Here is a 17,582-nt window from a genome sequence, read left to right as displayed (position 1 = left end):
TTCGGGTCACCGAAAACTCCTACCCAGATCGGCGATTTTGACTGATGAGCACCGGATTCTCGACCGAGCAGGGCGACAACCTCACGGACCTGGCGTACGGCTTCGTGCCGTTCCCCGAGGACAGAGCCGAGACCTACCGCAACGCCGGGTACTGGACGGGTCGGTCCCTGGACTCGATCCTGACCGACGCCGCGGCCTCGTGGCCCGACAAACCGGCGATCATCGACTCCGCCGAGAGCTATACGTTCGCCGAGCTCGACGCGATCGCCGACAGAGCCGCCGCCGGTTTGTCCGCTCTGGGCGTCCGTCCGGGCGACCGCGTGCTGCTGCAACTGCCGAATTCGTGCCAGTTCGCCGTCGCCCTGTTCGCCCTGTTGCGTGCCGGGGCGGTGCCGGTGATGTGCCTGACCGGGCATCGCACCGCCGAACTGGGTCACTTCGCGGAGGTCAGTGGCGCCGTCGCGATCATCGTCGGAGACCAGGCCGGCGGATTCGACTACCGGGAGATGGCCGCCGCCCTGGCCGCCGAACACCCGGCGTTGCGGCATGTGATCGTCGACGGCGCATCCGGACCGTTCGTCTCGTGGGCGGCGATCCGCGACCATGCCGGCCCACCGCTCGAGCGTCCGCGGATCGACCCCGGCCTGCCCGCGCTGCTGCTGGTCTCCGGAGGCACCACCGGCCTACCGAAACTCATCGCGCGCACCCACGACGACTACGTCTACAACGCCACCGCCTGCGCCCAGGCCTGCCAGATGAACGGGGACGACGCCTATCTGGTCGCGCTGCCCGCCGGACACAATTTTCCGCTGGCCTGCCCCGGCCTGCTCGGCTCGATGACGGTCGGCGCGCCGACGGTGTTTACCGCCGACCCCAGCCCCGAAAACGCGTTCGCGTTGATCGACAAGTACCGGATCACCGTCACCGGACTGGTCAACGCGCTGGCCAAGCTGTGGGCGCAGGCATGTGAGTGGGAGCCGGTACTGCCGAGTTCGCTGCGGTTCGTCCAGGTCGGCGGATCCCGCATGAGCCCGGAAGAGGCCCGATTCATCCTCGACCGGCTGACCCCTGGCATGTCGCAGATCTTCGGGATGGCCGAGGGGATGCTGAACTTCACCCGGCCCGGAGATCCCGAGGACGTCGTCGTCCACACCCAGGGCCGGCCGATGTCCCCACACGACGAGATGCGCGTCGTCGACGAGAACGGCGACGAGGTGGCACCCGGCGAGGAGGGCGAGCTACTGGTCCGCGGACCGTACACGCTCAACGGTTACTACCGGGCCGACGACGCCAACGCCCGCTCGTTCTCCCCGGACGGCTTCTACCGCACCGGCGACCGGGTTCGGATCTTCTCCGAGGGCGCACGCGCCGGGTACGTGGAGGTGACCGGCCGGGTCAAAGACGTGATCCACCGCGGTGGCGAGACAGTGTCGGCGACCGACCTCGAAGACCACCTGCACACCCACCCGGCGATCTACACGGCTGCCGCCGTGGCGCTCCCCGACGAGTATCTCGGCGAGAAGATCTGTGCGGCAGTGGTTTTCCTCGGTGCGCCGATCACGCTGGCCGAGCTGAACGCGTTTCTCGACGGGCGCGGTGCGTCCAAGCACGCACGCCCCGACGTGCTGACCCCGGTGCGATCGTTGCCGATGACGGCGGTGGGCAAGGTCGACAAGAAGCAGTTGGTCGCGCAGTTGACGTCCTGACACACACGTCGGCCCGGCATTTCTGGCCGTGCCAGGCCGCATCCGGCCGTGTCGTTCAGCGCGGGGCCCGCAGCGTCGCGTCCAAACTCGACATCAGCTGGGCGACGCGGCTCCTGCCGGCCGGCGCCGGAGGGTAACGACACAGGACGTCAATCAGCTCGGGCGTCGCACGCTGCCGCGCTCTCCGGATCGCGGAGATGGCAGCGTCAGGGTCGCCGCCGGCGTTGATCTCGGCTACCCGTGCGGCGTTCGCGGCGGCACGCAGAATGTGGCCCACCTGATGCGGTCGGGCGATGGGATGAAGATAGGCAGCGGATGCGGCGTCCCCTGCTGCCTGTGCGGCCAGGCGCGCCACCTCCTCGGATGCCTCCCGGCCCGCGCGGTGGGCTTCCAGCGAGGCGACGCGCTGCTGCTTCGTCCTGGGCGCGCCATGAACGAAGCGCCAGGCGGCAGCGATGGCGTTCCTCGGCCTGCAGTCGCGGGGATCGGCGTCCTCGAACATCGGCAGGAGCTCTTCGGCGGTCTCGGCGACGAAGCGAGCCACGCTACGCAATTCGCTCATCGACAGTTCGAAGTCGCCCGATGCCACGCCCGCGCCTTCCCCCACTTGCTACTTGTGACGTCCCGTCACCAGGACAATGCCACGTGGCGGTCCGTGGAACGGCTTTTCGTCGCCGATGATCACGGTTGCCGTAAGCGGCGCAAGAATCCTCCATGGATCTCTTTTTCGCACCCTGCCGGGACGTTTTTTGTCGGTGGTTCGCACTAGTGTTCGATATATGGAGCTGGTGTCCGAGGCAGTGGGGGCGATCGCTGAGCAGGTCGCCATCCTGTCGAAAGCCGCCGAGGAGCTGACCCATCGTGAGTTGGTCGGGCTGCTGGCCGAGCTGACCACGGTGCTGCGCACCGTGCCGGCCCTCGAGCACAAGGTGTTGGCCCGGTTGATCGACGAGACCGAACCCCACCGACTCGGGGAATCGTCGTGGAAGGGCGTGCTGACCACCGCGCTGCGGGTCAGTGGCGCCGAAGCGGGACGGCGGCTGCGACGGGCCAAAATGCTGGGGCCGCGGCGGGCGATGACGGGCCAGCCTCTTGCGCCGCTGTGGGAAGCCACCGCTGCCGCCCAGGCCCAGGGCCTGTTGGACGAAGAGCACATCACGGTGATCGCGAAGTTTCACCAGAAGCTACCCGCCTGGGTGGATGTGGACACCCGCGCCGCCGCCGATGCCCACCTGGCCGGCCTGGGCTCGGGTCTAGGCCTGAGGAGCTCGATGCGGCCGCGGGGCGGTTGTTGATGATGATCGATCAGGACGGCCCCGAACCCACCGACGACGAGGTGGCCCGGAAACGGTGGGTGAGGATCGGCAAGCAGCAGCGTGACGGATTCAGCACAATCTCGGGCTACCTCGACGCCGAAACCCGCGCCTACCTGGAGGCCACCCTGGCCAAAGAAGCCGCCCCCGGGGCCAACATGCCCGACCCGCAGCCGGGCGAGGAGCCGGCCGAGGGGCCCGGCGAGGACGAGCCGGGCGGGGCCGGGGCGGGCCCGGAGACGGGTCGGGATACCCGCACCGAAGGGCAGCGCAATCACGACGGCCTCAAAGCCCTGCTGCGCCGCACCCTGGAATCCGGGACACTCGGCAGCCATAACGGGTTACCAGTGACCGTGATCGTCTCGACCAGCTTGCAGGAGCTGGAAAAGGGGGCCGGGGTGGCGGTCACCGGCGGCGGCTCGCTGCTGCCGATGCCCGATCTGATCCACATGGCCGCCCAGGCCCACCACTATCTGTACATCTTTGACGAGCACACCGGTCAAAGCCTGTATCTGGGTCGGGCCAAACGGTTCGCCAACGCCGCCCAGCGGATCGTCCTGCACGGCCGTGATCGTGGCTGCACCCGGCCCGGCTGCACCGTGCCGGGGTACTGGTGTCAGGTCCACCACGCGGTCGCGGACTGGAAGAACGACGGCCAGACCGACATCGACGACCTCACCTTCGCCTGCGGGCCGCACAACCGGATGATCGAAACCACCGGCTGGACCACCACCAAAAACGCCGAGAACCAGACCGAATGGCACCCACCACCAGGGCTCGATACAGGCCGGCACCGCACGCAGCTGATCAATGGCTACCACCACCCCGAACGCCACCTACTCCCCGAAGACGACCAGGGACCGTAGCGCTCACCGAGGCAGGAGCCGAGCCTTGGTGCGACGGGATGATCTCGCTGCCGAAAGATCAGGCGACGTCGGCTTTTTCGGTGTGCGGCGCGAGCAGCTCGACGATCCGGTCGATCACAGCCGCTGCCGTCGGGTGCTCCCAGAGCAGTGTCGGAGGCAGCGACAGACCTGTGCGCTTCTCCAACGCGCGCCGCAGCGCGACCGTCATGATCGAGTCGACGCCGGCCTCCACCAACGGAACCCGCAGATCCACATCAGTTGCCGACAGCCCGAGTTCAGCAGCCACCGCTTCGACGACCTGCTCCGCCACCCACTCGCCCAGCTCGGCTTCGCCGGGTCCGATGGGCACGGCCTCACCCACTTCCGCATCCACGGTCGGTGCGACATCAGCCAGGATCGGCACCGCCGCGGCCTCGGGAAGCAGGGGTAGCACAACCACATTCGGGTCGTCGCCCCGCATGGCCGCATCCAGCGCCCGCATCGCGTCGTCGGCGCCGACAGTCCCCATACCGAGCGCTTCGAGCTGTGCTGCGACGAATCCTGACGTCGATCCCATACCCAGACCGCGCCACGCCGTCCACGCGACGCTGACCGTGTTGTCCCCGAGGCTGCGGCGATGTCTGGCCATCGCGTCCAGGAACGCGTTGGCGCACGCATACGCACCCTGCCCGGGGAAGCCGGCCAGGTAGCCGCACGACGAGTACAGCACCATCCAGTCCAACTGCTCGGGCGGGAACAACTCGTGCAACGCCAGAGTGCCCGACACCTTCGGGCGCATCGCGGTCCGCAAATCATCTGCAGACGTATTCAGCAGCAGCGCACCGGCTTCCACACCAGCCGCATGGACCACGCCCCGTACGGGCGGCAGGTCGGCCAGCACCGCACGCAGCTGATCGACGGCGCCCGAAGCCCCGATGTCGATCGAGGCGACGTGCACGGACACGCCGCGCTCCTCCAGCGCGGACACCGCGCGAACCGCTTCCGTCGGCGTCTTGGCCCACATTCTGCGATGCGGCATCCCTGAGCGCGACAACAACACCAGCCGGCGGGCGCCGAGGTCGGCGAGGCGTTGCGCGATCCGCAGCCCCAACGCCCCGGTGCCGCCGGTCACCAGATATGTTCCGCCGGGCGTGCACGTCATCGGCGCTCCGCCGGGCATGGACGTCTTCGGTGCACCGCCGGCCCGCGCATGCGTCAGCCGGGCGGTCAACGCGACACCATCGCGGACCACCACGACGCCGTGGCCGGGCAGCGACGCCAGCACACCGAGCGGCACCTTCCCGTCGGCGAGGTCGAGTACGCCGCCCCACAGATGCGGATGTTCGGCCGCGGCAACGCGCGATATGCCCCACAACGGTGCGTGCACCAGGTTGGTACCCTCGTGCACGTTTCTGGTGAGAACCCACAGACGCGCCTGAGAACCGTTGCCGTTGAGTCGTTTCACGGTGTCGAGCACCTGCTCGGCCGCAGCCTCCGGCGAATCTGCTCGCGGCAGCAGCAGCACCACCGAGCGCGGGCCGGCGTCGCCGGGCACCTGCTCGACGCTGTCGTAGACGCGATGCGCAACCCCGGCGTCATCGAGGGACCGCAGCACCGCATCGCATTCGGAGCCCACGACGGCGACCTCAGCCGGTCGGTCGCCGACGTCGAACGCGGTTTCGTGCCATGCGATGTGGTGCAGCATCCGGGACGTGTCCGCACCCCCGGCGTTTTCCAGCTCCTCGAACGTCATCGCCGTCAGCGAGGCACGCACCGCTCCCGACTCGTCGGCGATCGCGACGTCGGTCGTCGTGCCCTCCCGTCGGCGCACATGCAGCAGGGCCACGGCCGGTGGCTCGCCACAGACGTGGACGCGGTCGATGCGTGCCGGCATCCGCAGCCGGGGTGGGCCGTCGAATACCGTGGATGCCGCCGACGTCGCCGCGTCCAGCAGCGCAGCCCAGGAACGCGGCGCCGAGCCGTCTGAGGTGGCGCTCACACGCACGAGCAGTTCGCCTGCACCACAGCGCATCTCGTGCACCTGCCAGTCGAAGCCCATCGCCGCCACACCGAGTGTCCCGAGCGTGTCGACGACGTGGCCGGGCGGCAGCTGCTCGGAACAGCGGTCCCAGGTGGCGGTGTGGATGCCGCCGCTCATCAACTCGTTGAGCTCGCCGGCGAAGTCCTCGTCGGTCGCCACGACGGCGCTGCTGTGGGTGAGCCATCCGGACTCGTCGCCGCTGTCGTCGTCGGTGAGTCGCGAGGAGATCCGCAGCGAGCGGTCCTGGAGCACCACCTGGATGTCGCGGGCCCGCCCCGGCGGCACGGGGGTGCGCAGCCGCACGTCGGTGAGTCCCGATCCCGCCGCGGTCAGGAAGGTGTTCAACAGCACGGCGGCGGGGACGATCTCGGTGTTCTGTACCGGATGGTCACCGGGGTAGGGCCGGTTGTCCATGTCGAGCCGGGTCTGCCACACCCGAGCAGGCACCTCCCCGGTCACGTCGACGGCGCCGCCGAGCAGCGTGTGGGACGCGGGATCGTGCAGCGCCCGGGTATTGGGCGGCGGAGTCGGAGTGCGCCAGAACCGGCGGTGCTGCCACTGCGTGCCCGGAAGGTCTGCCCACCGCGTGGCCGGCGTGAACCCGTGCGCGATCGGTGCTCCGTGGCAGTACAGCGCGCCGACCGCGGCGCCGACGGCGTGCCGCTCGGGGTGATCACGCCGCATCATCGGCACCACGGCGTGGTCGTCCATGCCGAGGCTGGTCAGTGTCTCGACGATCGAGTGGGCGACCACCGGATGGGCCGACACCTCGAGGAACAGACGGTGCCCGTCCTGGCCGGCCGCCTGCACGGCTTCTGCGAAGCGCACCCGCCCGCGCAGGTTGGCCACCCAATAATCCGGATCACGCGCCGCATCCGAGCGGGGGTCCGGCAGCGCCGTCGTGTACAGCGGCACCCGGGCCCGGTCCGCCTCGGGCAGCGTCGCGACCAGTCGCGCGAGCTCACCGGTGAGAGCGTCCATCGCCGGGCTGTGGAACGCCACGTCGGTGTTGACTCGGCGCACCGTCATCCCTTCGGCCGTCCACGCCTCGACGATCTCGTCCACCGCGGCCACCGTCCCGGAGATCACGGTGGTCTCCGTCGACGCGCTGATCGCCGCAACCACATCGGTACGTCTCGCCAGCCGGCGGTCGGCTTCACCGAAAGGCAAGCGCACCAATGCCATTGCGCCCTGCCCGGCGACCGCCCGGAATCCCCGGGCGCGGTAGCACGCGATCGACGCGCCCTGCGCCAGGCCGAACACCCCGGCGACCACACACGCCGCCACCTCACCCACCGAATGGCCGATCACCGCGGCCGGTTCCACCCCGCGCTCGCGCAGCAGCGCCGCGAGCCCGACCTGCATCGCGAACGTGAGCGCCTGCACCCGCGCGGTATCCCCCAGCACTCCGGTGGTCAGCGCCTCGCGCGCGGAGAAGCCGAGTTCCCGGCCGAACACCCGGTCGACCTCGTCGACTGTCGCTGCGAAAACCGGTTCGGTGGCGATCAACTCGCGGCCCATGCCGGCCCAGTGCGATCCGTGCCCGGAGAACACCCACACCGCACCGTCCTGCGCATTGGGCACGACCGATCCCGTCACGACCCGCGGATCCCGCTGCTGGGCGGCCAGCGCATCCAGTGCGTCGACGGGTGCGTGTACGTCCTCGGTGAGCACCGCAGCCCTGACTTGTTCGTGGGCTCGACGGGTCCACAACGTGGCGGCCACTTCGTCGGTCGGGATCTGCACGGTGCGCAGGTGCTCTGCCAGGGCTCCTGCCTGGGCGTGCAGACGCGGCTCCGAGCGCGCTGACAACGGGATGAACTCCGCTGTGCCGCCGCTGGTTTCGCCGTCGGCAGCGGCGGGCGCCTCTTCGAGCAGGACGTGTGCGATGGTGCCGCCGTAGCCGTAGCTGCACACCGCGGCGCGCCGCGGCTCGGGCCCCCGTGGCCACGGTTCGGCTTCGATGGGCACCCGCAATCCGCTGCTGCCCCAGTCGACGGCGGTGGTGAGCGTACGGACCCCTGCGGTGGGCGGCAGTTCTTCGTGGTGCAGCGCCAGCGTCGCCTTGATCAACCCGACGACGCCGGCCCCGCCCTCGAGGTGTCCGGTGTTGGGTTTGACCGAACCGATTGCGCATGGACGCTCACCCCGGCCTCGGCCGTAGACGGCCGACAGTGCCGAGATCTCGACGGGATCGCCGGTGGGCGTGCCGGTCCCGTGCGCCTCCAGGTAATCGACACTGGCGGGGTCGATGCCGGCGGCGCGGCAGGCGAGCCGGAACAGGTCCGCCTGGGCCTGCCCGTTGGGCGACATGATGCCGACGGTCCTGCCGTCCTGGGCGACCGCGCCGCCGCGCACCACCGCGAGCACCCGGTCGCCGTCGCGGACGGCGTCGGACAGTCGCTTGAGCACGACCACCGCGGCGCCCTCGCCGCGGCCGTAACCGTCGGCGGAGTCGTCGAAGGTCTTGCAGCGGCCGTCGGGTGCGGTGGCGCCGGCGACGTCGAGCACCCGCGTCAGGCCGGGACCGATGAGGGCGCTCACCCCACCGGCGAGCGCCAGCGAGGTCTCCCCGTCGCGCAGTAGCTGGCAGGCCTGATGCACCGCCACCAGCGACGCCGCGCACGCCGCATCGAGCGCGACGCTGGGCCCGCGCAGATCCAGCAGATGGGACACCCGGTTGGCCACCCCGCACAGCGATGTGCCGATCCCGGTCCACGCCTCGATACCGGCGATGTCTTCCATCAGCAGCTTGCCGTAGTCGTCGGAGTTGACACCCATCAGCACCGCGGTGTCGCTGCCCGCCAGCGAACGCGGTGGGATGCCGGCATGTTCGAGCGCCTCCCATGACACCTCGAGGGCCAGACGTTGCTGCGGATCCATCAGCTCGGCTTCGCGCGGCGAGACGCCGAAAAACTCGGCGTCGAAGCCGGGGAGGTCGTCGAGGAAGGTCCCCCATCGCGTGGTCTCCCTCAGCAGCGCGGCGTTGCGCGGGTCGCGGTGCAGATAGGGCTCCCAGCGTTCGGCAGGCACCTCGGTGACCTTGCTGCCTCCTGCGAGCAGGAACGACCAGAAGTCCCGCGCCGTGGTGATGTCACCCGCAAGCCGGCAGCCGATGCCGACCACGGCGATCGGCGCGGGTGCGGCGGTCCTGTTCGGCGCCGCGGCCGGACTGGGGGCATAGGTGTGGGTAGCCTGCCCTAACCCTGGCGTCGACATGCCGGACATCCTGGCACAGCAGGTTTGCTCCCAGGGAGGTACCCGGACGTTTCGAGGCGATTCCCGGGGCGGGCTCGATCACCGATGCGGTGGTGGCTGCGCTCCCGGGTCCTCGGGATCGACCTCGACCGCGTACGACGTGATCGTCGTGATCTGCTCGCCGGCGAACTCGTAAACCGCGCAGCTGGCCACCGCGGTCACGCCGTCGGGCCTCACGTAGCGGGCGATGGTGTCGACGGCGACGACGTCACCACCGGCGGCCGTGACGCGGCGGTCGAACTCCACCGCCGTGCCCTTCAGGCTCTCCAGGGTGTCCTGGCAGGTGCGCCGGACCGCGTCGGCGCCTTCGAGCACCATGCCGCCGACGATCGTCCACCTGACGTCCCGGGCCAGGTGCTTGAGCGCGTGCTCGAAACGGTGCTCGGAGAACGCACGGGCCACCGCGGCGGAGTCGAAAGCCATGCGCACGACCGTAGCGGCCCGGGCAGTCGGCACGGTATGACTGGAGCTATGAAACTGTCCGGCGTCGGCCTGTGGAGTTCGCAACTGCGGTACGGAAATCCGGACGAGGCGGCCGAAGCCGCCGCCGAGCTCGACGAGCTCGGTTTCACGGCCCTGTGGATCCCCGACGTCGGTGGACCGGTGTTCGACTCGGTGGAGAATCTGCTGTCGGCCACCCAGAAGACGGTCATCGCCACCGGCATCCTGAACCTCTGGATGCACGAACCCGCCGAGGTCGCGGACCGCTACGCCACGCTCACCGAGGCCCACGGCGAGCGGTTCCTGCTCGGCATCGGTGTCAGCCACGCACCGCTGATCGACTCGAAAGAGCCGGGCCGGTACCGCAAGCCGCTGGCCGCCACCAAGGCCTTCCTCGACGGCATCGACGCCTCGCCGCGGCCGGTGCCGACGGCCAACCGGGTGCTGGCCGCGCTCGGCCCGAAGATGCTGCAGCTCTCTGCGACGCGTGCCGGCGGCGCGCACCCCTACCTGACCACGCCCGAGCACACCCGGCAGGCCCGCGGGGTGCTGGGCGCCGGGCCGATGCTGTTGCCCGAGCAGACCGTGATGCTGACCGAGGACCGCGACCAGGCCCGCGAGGTGGGCACCCAGTGGCTCACGTCGTACCTGGCGCTGCCGAACTACGCGAACAACCTGCTGCGGCTCGGCTTCACCGAGGAGGACCTGACCTCGGTGAGTGACCGGGTGTTCGACGCGCTGATCGCCTGGGGTGACGAGGACGCGGTGCGCCGGCGGGTGCGGGAGCATATGGATGCCGGCGCCGACCACGTCTGCGTGCAGGTGCTGACCGCGGATCCGCGGGAGTTCCCGCGCGAGCAGTGGCGCAGGCTCGCCGACGCGCTGCTGTAGTCAGCTCAGCAGGTCCCGCACCACCGCATCGGCCAGCAGCCGTCCCCGGTCGGTGAGCACCAGCGCCTCCCCGTCGGCGCGCAGCAACCCGTCCGCGACGGCGCGTTCGGCGCGGTCGCGTTCCTCGGCAGACAGCACGTGCACCGGCAGACCGGTGCGCAACCGCGCCCGCAGCATCACGTCCTCGACGTGCGAGGTGTCCGTGTCCAAGCGCTCGAAGTCCGCGACCGGCAGGCCGCCGTCGTCGAGCACGGCCGCATAAGCGTTGGGGTGCTTGACGTTCCACCATCTGGTGGAGTCGACGTAGCCGTGCGCGCCGGGGCCGGCACCCCACCACTGGCCGCCGGCCCAGTAGCCGATGTTGTGCCTGCACTCCCCGCCCGGGCGGCTCCAGTTCGACACCTCGTACCAGTCGAAACCGGCGTCGGCCAGCCGCCGGTCGAGTAGTTCGTAGCGGCGGGCAAGCACGTCGTCGTCGGGGGCCGGGAGTTCACCGCGACGCACCCGGCGGGCCAGCGCGGTGCCGTCCTCGACGATCAGCGAATAGGCCGACACGTGGTCGACGCCGGCCTGGACCGCCGCGTCGACCGAGTGCAGCAGGTCGTCGTCGGTCTCCCCCGGCGTGCCGTAGATCAGATCCAGGTTGACGTGGTCGAAACCCGCCTCGCGGGCCTCCCGGGCGGCGTCGAGCGCACGGCCCGGGGAATGCACCCGGTCAAGCGCGGCCAGGACGTGCGGCGCGGTGGACTGCATGCCCAGCGAGATGCGCGTGTAGCCGGCGCGGCGCAGGCCGGCGAAGAACGCCGGCGACGTGGACTCCGGGTTCGACTCGGTGGTGACCTCGGCCCCGGACGCCAGCGTGAACTGGTCGCGCACCGCGTCGAGCACGGCGCTCAGTCCCGCCGCACCGAGCAGCGACGGCGTTCCGCCGCCGACGAACACCGTCTGCACGTCCGGCGGGTGCCCGAGGTGCGCAGCAGCCAGGCGCAGCTCGGTGCGCAGCGCGGCCAGCCAACCGTCGGGGTTGGCGCCGCCCAGTTCAGCCGGGGTGTAGGTGTTGAAGTCGCAGTATCCGCAACGCGCCGCGCAGAACGGCACATGGATGTACAACCCGAACGGGCGGCCCGGTACCGCCGTCATCTCAGGCAGCAGGGGCCGCTGCGCGGTGTCGGAAAGCGGTGTCACCTGCCCAGTCTTCCAGAGCGGGGTTTCGCTCAGCCTGAGCGCAAATATCGGCCGGTTAGGGTCGGTGTGGGTGTCCGTGGCACAATGGCCGACGTGACTGCCCACAGCTTCCCCCGCCGGGTCTCGCTGGTGGTGCGCCGTCATGTCGACTTCAAGCGCGTGTGCACCTGTTGTTGTCTGCCCTAGCTTGCGGATTCTGTAGGACCCAGCCCTAACCAACATCAGCTGGCCGACGGATCTGCGCCGCCGGACAGCCACCGGACTGACGCGCGATCTGAACGCCGGCTCCGACCAGGAGCCCGATCCATGACCACGACAAATGAAGCCGGCTCGCCGGCGGCAGCCACCAAACCCGCCAAGCCCGCCAAGCGACCGCGCGGCGAAGGCCAGTGGGCGCTCGGCTACCGCGAGCCGCTCAATCCCAACGAGCAGTCCAAGAAGGACGACAACCCGCTCAACGTGCGGGCGCGCATCGAGAACATCTACGCCAAGAACGGCTTCGAGAGCATCGACAAAGGTGACCTGCGCGGCCGGTTCCGCTGGTGGGGCCTCTACACCCAGCGCAAGCCGGGGTACGACGGCACCTGGACCGGCGACGAGAACACCGACATGCTCGAGGACTCGTACTTCATGCTGCGGGTCCGCAGCGACGGCGGCGCGCTGACGGCCAAGGCGCTGCGCACCCTTGGCGAGATCTCCACCGAGTTCGCCCGGGACACCGCCGACATCTCTGACCGGCAGAACATCCAGTACCACTGGATCCAGGTGGAGAACATGCCGGAGATCTGGCGGCGGCTCGACGAGGTCGGGCTGCAGACCACCGAGGCGTGCGGCGACTGCCCGCGCGTGGTGCTCGGCTCGCCGCTGGCGGGTGAGTCGCTCGACGAGGTGATCGACGGCACGCCGGCGGTCAACGAGATCGTCAAGCGCTACATCGGCAAGCCGGAGTACTCCAACCTGCCGCGTAAGTTCAAGACCGCGATCTCGGGCCTGCAGGACGTCGTGCACGAGGTCAACGACGTCGCGTTCATCGGCGTCAACCACCCTGAGCACGGTCCGGGCTTCGACCTGTGGGTCGGCGGCGGGCTGTCGACCAACCCGATGCTGGGCCAGCGGGTCGGGGTGTGGGTGCCGCTCGACGAGGTGCCCGACGTGTGGGAGGGCGTGGTCAGCGTCTTCCGCGACTACGGCTACCGGCGGCTGCGCTCCAAGGCCCGGCTGAAGTTCCTGATCAAGGACTGGGGCGTGCAGAAGTTCCGCGAGGTCCTGGAGACCGAGTACCTGAAGCGCCCGCTGATCGACGGGCCCGCTCCCGATCCGGTCACCCGGCCCATCGATCACGTCGGTGTGCAGAAGCTCAAGAACGGCCTGAATGCTGTCGGCGTCGCGCCGATCGCCGGCCGCGTCTCGGGCACCATCCTGACCAGGGTGGCCGACCTCGCCGAGGCGGCGGGCAGCGACCGGATCCGGTTCACGCCGTACCAGAAGCTGATCATTCTCGACGTTCCCGACGACAAACTGGACGAGCTGCGCGCCGGGCTGGACGCGTTGGGCCTGCCGTCGAGCCCGTCGCACTGGCGGCGCAACCTGATGGCGTGCACCGGCATCGAGTTCTGCAAGCTGAGCTTCGCCGAGACCCGCAGCCGCTCCCAGGTGCTGGTGCCCGAGCTGGAGAAGCGTCTGGAGGACATCAACGCCCAGCTCGACGTGCCGGTCACCATCAACATCAACGGCTGCCCCAACTCCTGCGCCCGCATCCAGATCGCCGACATCGGCTTCAAGGGCCAGATGGTTGACGACGGAAACGGCCCTGAGGAGGGCTTCCAGGTGCACTTGGGCGGCAGCCTGGGCCTGGACAGCGGTTTCGGCCGCAAGCTGCGCCAGCACAAGGTGCTCGCGACCGAGCTCGGTGACTACATCGAGCGTGTCGTGCGCAACTTCGTGAAACAACGCGAGGACGGCGAGCGTTTCGCGACGTGGGCGCTTCGCGCCGACGATGCGGATTTGAGGTGATGTGAGGTGACCGACCTGTTGACCGAAACCGATCTGCAGCAGCTGGCCGAGCGCGGTGCCGCTGAGCTCGGGCCGGACGCCACCGCCGAGGAACTGCTGCGCTGGACCGACGAGCACTTCGGATCCGCCGGCGGGGCGGCCGGTCGATCCGGCTACATCGTCGCCTCCAACATGCAGGACGCGGTGCTCGTCGATCTCGCGTCCAAGGTGCGTCCCGGGGTCGATGTGCTGTTCCTCGACACGGGCTACCACTTCGTCGAGACCATCGGCACCCGCGATGCCGTCGAGGCGGTCTACGACGTCAACGTCGTCAACGTGCGCCCCGAGCGCACGGTCGTCGAGCAGGACGCGGTGCTGGGCAAGAACCTGTTCGAGCGCAACGCCAACGAGTGCTGCCGGCTGCGCAAGGTGGAACCGCTGTCCAAGGCGCTGCAGGGCTACTCGGCGTGGGTGACCGGCATCCGCCGAGTGGAGGCGCCGACCCGCGCGAACGCGCCGCTGATCAGCTGGGACAAGGCGTTCGGCCTGGTGAAGATCAACCCGCTGGCGGCGTGGACCGACGAGGACATGCAGGCCTACATCGACGCCCACGGCATTCTGGTCAATCCGCTGGTCGACGAGGGATACCCGTCGATCGGCTGTGCGCCGTGCACCAACAAGCCGGTCGAGGGTGCCGATCCGCGCAGCGGTCGCTGGGCGGGCCAGTCCAAGACGGAATGCGGACTGCACGCATCGTGAGGTTCCGGTGACGCTGGTCCTGACCGCGCACGGCAGTGCCGACCCCCGGTCGGCGGTGACGGCGCGCGCGATCGTCGAATGCGTGCGGTGGCTGCGTCCGGGCCTGGATGCCCGAATCGCGTTCTGCGAGCAGAACTCTCCGAATCTGCGTGACGTGCTGTGCACGCTGCGCCGGCCCTCGGTTGTGGTGCCGCTGTTGCTGGCCGACGCGTACCACGCCCGGGTGGACATCCCCGAGATGATCGCGGACTCGGGCGCGAACGTCTGTCAGGCCGACGTGCTCGGCGAGGATGACCGACTGATTCACGTGCTGCGGCAGCGCCTGGAGCACGCGGGGATCTCGCGGCTGGATCCGAGCGTCGGGGTGCTGGTGACCGCGGTCGGTTCGTCCCGCGCGCAGGCCAATGCCCGCACCGCGACGGTGGCACGTGAGCTGACGCTGACCACCCGGTGGACCGCGACGACGGCGTTCGCCACCGGCCCGCAACCCACTCTCGCCGAGGCGGCCGACGAGTTGCGCCGCCGTGGCGCCACCCGGCTGGTCATCGCGCCGTGGTTTCTCGCGCACGGCCGGATCACCGACCGGGTCGCCGAATTCGCTGCGGCTCAGGGCATCCCGATGTCGGCGCCGCTTGGCGCGCACCGGCAGGTCGCCGCGACGGTGCTGGACCGTTTCGACGCGGCTCTCGCGGTGCACGCGGCCGCCTGACTCACAGCGCTTTCCCAGAGTCGGTACTGTGGGGGCGTCATCCCACCCGAGCAAGGACACGATGCCACCTCATAGACCCGGGGCGGTCGCATGCTGACCGCCGTTCTCGGAATTCTCATCGGCTTCCTGGTGGTGCTGGCGATCACCGCGCTGACCGGATACTTCGTCGCGCAGGAATTCGCCTACATGGCCGTGGACAGGTCGCGGCTCAAAGCTCGGGCCGAGGCCGGTGACCGCGCCGCCGCCCGTGCGCTGGCCGTCACCCGGCGCACCTCGTTCATGCTCTCAGGCGCGCAACTCGGCATCACCGTCACCGGACTGCTGGTGGGCTATGTCGCCGAGCCGCTGATCGGGCGCGGTTTCACGGTGTTGCTCGGCGGCGCCGGGATCCCGACGGCGATCGCCGTGGCGATCGGCGGCCTGGTTGCGATCACGGTGTCCACCGTCGTGCAGATGGTGTTCGGCGAGCTGTTCCCGAAAAACCTCGCGATCGCCCGCCCGGAACCGTTGGCTTGCCGGCTGGCGCTGTCCACCACGCTGTACCTGAAGCTGTTCGGCTGGCTCATCTGGCTGTTCGACCAGTCATCGAACCTGCTGCTGCGCGCTCTGCGCATCGAGCCCGTGCACGACGTCGAGCACTCCGCCACCCCGCGCGACCTCGAACACATCGTCGCCGCGTCCCGCGACGCCGGCGAGATCCCCGACGAACTGTCGGCGCTGCTCGACCGGATCCTCGACTTCCCCACCAGCACAGCCGAACACGCGATGATCCCGCGCTCGCGTGTGGACACCGTGTCCGCCGACGAACCGGTGGCCACCGTGCTGGCGCGGATGGCCACCGGCCACACCCGTTACCCCGTCACCGGCTCGAGTCCCGATGACGTGGTGGGCGTGATCGAGCTGCTGGACCTGCTGGGGCCGGTGCCCGCCACCGACACCGCGCAAGCACATTGCCGGCCGCCGGTGGTGGTGCCCGAGACGTTGCCGTTGCCCAACGTGGTGCGTCATCTTCAGCGGGCCGGGGCGGAGATGGCCATCGTCATCGACGAGTACGGCGGCTTCGCCGGCATCGTCACGATCGAGGACATCGCCGAGGAACTTGTCGGCGAGATCGACGACGAACACGACACCGACACCGAGGCCGACGTGATCGCCGACGGCGACGGCTGGCTTCTCGCCGGAGATCTCCCGCTGGACGAGGCCGAACGTACGCTCGGCGTCACCCTGCCGCCCGGTGACTACGAAACGGTTGCCGGCATGGTGATCGCACATGCGGAAGGACTGCCCGCCGTCGGCGACGAGGTCGTGATCCCGTTGCCCGCCGACCCGGCAGATCTGCGCGGCGACGGAGTGCCCCCGAAACGGTTGTTGAAGGCGCAGGTCCGCTCGATCGAGCGGCGCGTCCCGGCATCGGTGTTCGTGACCGTCTCCGAGGAGGCCGGCGATGAGTAGTCCGTGGGTCGTCGCCGCAGTCACGGTCGCGCTGATCGGCCTGAGCGCCTTCTTCGTCGCGGTCGAGTTCGCACTGATCGCCGCGCGGCGCAACCGGCTGGAGGATGCCGCGGCCACCAGCGCCGCCGCCCGCGCCGCGCTACGCAGCGCCGGCGAGCTCTCCCTGCTGCTGGCCGGCGCTCAGCTCGGGATCACCGTGTGCACGCTGCTCCTCGGTGCGATCACCAAACCCGCTGTGCACCACGCCATCACACCGCTCATTCGCGGTCTTGGCGCCCCGGTTTGGGCGGCCGATGTCGGCGGCTTCGTGCTGGCGTTGCTCATCGTGACATTCCTGCATCTGGTGGTCGGCGAGATGGCGCCGAAGTCGTGGGCCATCGCCCATCCGGAACGGTCCGCGACGCTGCTCGCCCTGCCGATGCGGGGGTTCATGTTCGCGACCCGGCCGCTGCTGCGGGCGCTCAACCACGCCGCGAACTGGTGTCTGCGCCGCGTCGGTGTCACCCCGGTCGACGAACTGGCCGACAGCCAGGACCCCGACGCGCTGCGTCAGCTCGTCGAGCACTCGGCCACCGTCGGCACCCTCGACGAGCGCTATCACGCGAACCTGACCAGCGCGCTGGAACTGGAGGCGCTGACCGTCGGCGAACTGGCCCGCCGCGATGCCCAGTACAGCGAGGTGCCTGCCGACGCGACGCCCGCCGAGATTCAGCAGACCGCGTACAGGTCCGGCCATCTGCGGCTCCTGGTCCGCGACGGCGCAGCGGTGGTGGGCGTGGTCCATGTCCGGGACAGCCTGTCCACCACGGCCACCGCCCGCGAGCTGATGCGGCCCGTGCTGTCAGTTCCGGAGAGCACCCCGGTCTATGAGGCGCTGCGCCTGATGCGGGAGACCCGCAACCACCTGGTCGTGGTCGACGGCCCGTCGGGACGGGGGCTGCTGACGCTCACCGATCTGCTGTACCGGCTGTTGCCTGACGCCGCGTAAAC

At 69.7% G+C, this 17,582-nt stretch carries 11 protein-coding genes and 1 pseudogene; 8 read left to right on the top strand and 4 right to left on the bottom strand.

Annotation, left to right across the window (positions count from 1 at the left end; genetic code table 11):
* Positions 1-44 precede the first annotated feature (44 nt).
* Complete coding sequence (locus tag ACTWP6_RS13255) at positions 45-1,706, top strand: (2,3-dihydroxybenzoyl)adenylate synthase (RefSeq protein ID WP_443187935.1); 1,662 nt, start codon at positions 45-47, stop codon at positions 1,704-1,706.
* Positions 1,707-1,761: 55 nt separating this feature from the next.
* Here ACTWP6_RS13255 and ACTWP6_RS13250 read toward each other — a convergent pair whose 3' ends face one another.
* Positions 1,762-2,268, bottom strand: coding sequence for a putative immunity protein (locus ACTWP6_RS13250; protein WP_260758185.1), 507 nt, complete (start codon positions 2,266-2,268; stop codon positions 1,762-1,764).
* A gap of 217 nt (positions 2,269-2,485) precedes the next feature.
* On the opposite strand from ACTWP6_RS13250, the pseudogene ACTWP6_RS13245 reads away from it, so the two are divergent.
* Positions 2,486-3,885, top strand: a pseudogene (locus ACTWP6_RS13245) (HNH endonuclease signature motif containing protein).
* A gap of 58 nt (positions 3,886-3,943) precedes the next feature.
* On the opposite strand, the gene ACTWP6_RS13240 reads toward ACTWP6_RS13245, so the two are convergent.
* Positions 3,944-9,124 carry a type I polyketide synthase gene (locus ACTWP6_RS13240; RefSeq protein WP_443187934.1) on the bottom strand — a complete coding sequence of 1,727 codons (5,181 nt, stop codon included), beginning with the start codon at positions 9,122-9,124 and terminating at the stop codon, positions 3,944-3,946.
* 78 nt (positions 9,125-9,202) lie between these two features.
* The gene (locus ACTWP6_RS13235) at positions 9,203-9,586 is read right to left on the bottom strand and encodes a nuclear transport factor 2 family protein (RefSeq protein WP_443187933.1); all 384 of its coding nucleotides are present in this window, start codon (positions 9,584-9,586) and stop codon (positions 9,203-9,205) included.
* A 48-nt stretch (positions 9,587-9,634) separates the two neighbouring features.
* On the opposite strand from ACTWP6_RS13235, the gene ACTWP6_RS13230 reads away from it, so the two are divergent.
* The gene (locus ACTWP6_RS13230; RefSeq protein ID WP_260754147.1) at positions 9,635-10,495 is read left to right on the top strand and encodes an LLM class F420-dependent oxidoreductase; all 861 of its coding nucleotides are present in this window, start codon (positions 9,635-9,637) and stop codon (positions 10,493-10,495) included.
* Here the strand turns inward: ACTWP6_RS13230 and hemW are convergent, their stop codons facing one another.
* The gene (gene hemW, locus ACTWP6_RS13225) at positions 10,496-11,635 is read right to left on the bottom strand and encodes a radical SAM family heme chaperone HemW (protein ID WP_443187960.1); all 1,140 of its coding nucleotides are present in this window, start codon (positions 11,633-11,635) and stop codon (positions 10,496-10,498) included.
* A 351-nt stretch (positions 11,636-11,986) separates the two neighbouring features.
* On the opposite strand from hemW, the gene ACTWP6_RS13220 reads away from it, so the two are divergent.
* The 5 genes from ACTWP6_RS13220 to ACTWP6_RS13200 all read left to right on the top strand — a co-directional run bounded on the left by ACTWP6_RS13220 (position 11,987) and on the right by ACTWP6_RS13200 (position 17,580).
* On the top strand, positions 11,987-13,693 hold the full coding sequence (locus tag ACTWP6_RS13220) for a nitrite/sulfite reductase (protein ID WP_260754148.1): 1,707 nt from the start codon (positions 11,987-11,989) through the stop codon (positions 13,691-13,693).
* A gap of 6 nt (positions 13,694-13,699) precedes the next feature.
* Entirely contained in the window at positions 13,700-14,431 is a 732-nt protein-coding gene (locus tag ACTWP6_RS13215; protein ID WP_260754149.1) for a phosphoadenylyl-sulfate reductase, read from the top strand.
* Positions 14,432-14,438: 7 nt separating this feature from the next.
* Positions 14,439-15,140: a sirohydrochlorin chelatase gene (locus ACTWP6_RS13210; protein ID WP_260754150.1), complete on the top strand. Its 702-nt coding sequence runs from the start codon at positions 14,439-14,441 to the stop codon at positions 15,138-15,140.
* A gap of 90 nt (positions 15,141-15,230) precedes the next feature.
* The gene (locus tag ACTWP6_RS13205; RefSeq protein WP_260754151.1) at positions 15,231-16,592 is read left to right on the top strand and encodes a hemolysin family protein; all 1,362 of its coding nucleotides are present in this window, start codon (positions 15,231-15,233) and stop codon (positions 16,590-16,592) included.
* Positions 16,585-17,580, top strand: coding sequence for a CNNM domain-containing protein (locus ACTWP6_RS13200; RefSeq protein ID WP_260754152.1), 996 nt, complete (start codon positions 16,585-16,587; stop codon positions 17,578-17,580). The genes ACTWP6_RS13205 and ACTWP6_RS13200 overlap by 8 nt, the downstream gene beginning before the upstream one ends.
* The last annotated feature ends 2 nt before the right edge of the window (positions 17,581-17,582 follow it).

Source organism: Mycobacterium sp. 4D054 (assembly GCF_052245755.1).
Lineage (GTDB): Bacteria > Actinomycetota > Actinomycetes > Mycobacteriales > Mycobacteriaceae > Mycobacterium.
This window is presented reverse-complemented; position numbering and strand designations above follow the sequence as displayed.

What these genes read in the sequence shown, in the direction of transcription:
- ACTWP6_RS13220 (WP_260754148.1), top strand. Translation starts at nt 11,987, where the DNA reads ATGACCACGACAAATGAAGCCGGCTCGCCGGCGGCAGCCACCAAACCC.
- hemW (WP_443187960.1), bottom strand. Translation starts at nt 11,635, where the DNA reads ATGACGGCGGTACCGGGCCGCCCGTTCGGGTTGTACATCCATGTGCCG.
- ACTWP6_RS13255 (WP_443187935.1), top strand. Translation starts at nt 45, where the DNA reads ATGAGCACCGGATTCTCGACCGAGCAGGGCGACAACCTCACGGACCTG.
- ACTWP6_RS13200 (WP_260754152.1), top strand. Translation starts at nt 16,585, where the DNA reads ATGAGTAGTCCGTGGGTCGTCGCCGCAGTCACGGTCGCGCTGATCGGC.
- ACTWP6_RS13235 (WP_443187933.1), bottom strand. Translation starts at nt 9,586, where the DNA reads ATGGCTTTCGACTCCGCCGCGGTGGCCCGTGCGTTCTCCGAGCACCGT.
- ACTWP6_RS13250 (WP_260758185.1), bottom strand. Translation starts at nt 2,268, where the DNA reads ATGAGCGAATTGCGTAGCGTGGCTCGCTTCGTCGCCGAGACCGCCGAA.
- ACTWP6_RS13230 (WP_260754147.1), top strand. Translation starts at nt 9,635, where the DNA reads ATGAAACTGTCCGGCGTCGGCCTGTGGAGTTCGCAACTGCGGTACGGA.
- ACTWP6_RS13240 (WP_443187934.1), bottom strand. Translation starts at nt 9,124, where the DNA reads ATGTCGACGCCAGGGTTAGGGCAGGCTACCCACACCTATGCCCCCAGT.
- ACTWP6_RS13205 (WP_260754151.1), top strand. Translation starts at nt 15,231, where the DNA reads ATGCTGACCGCCGTTCTCGGAATTCTCATCGGCTTCCTGGTGGTGCTG.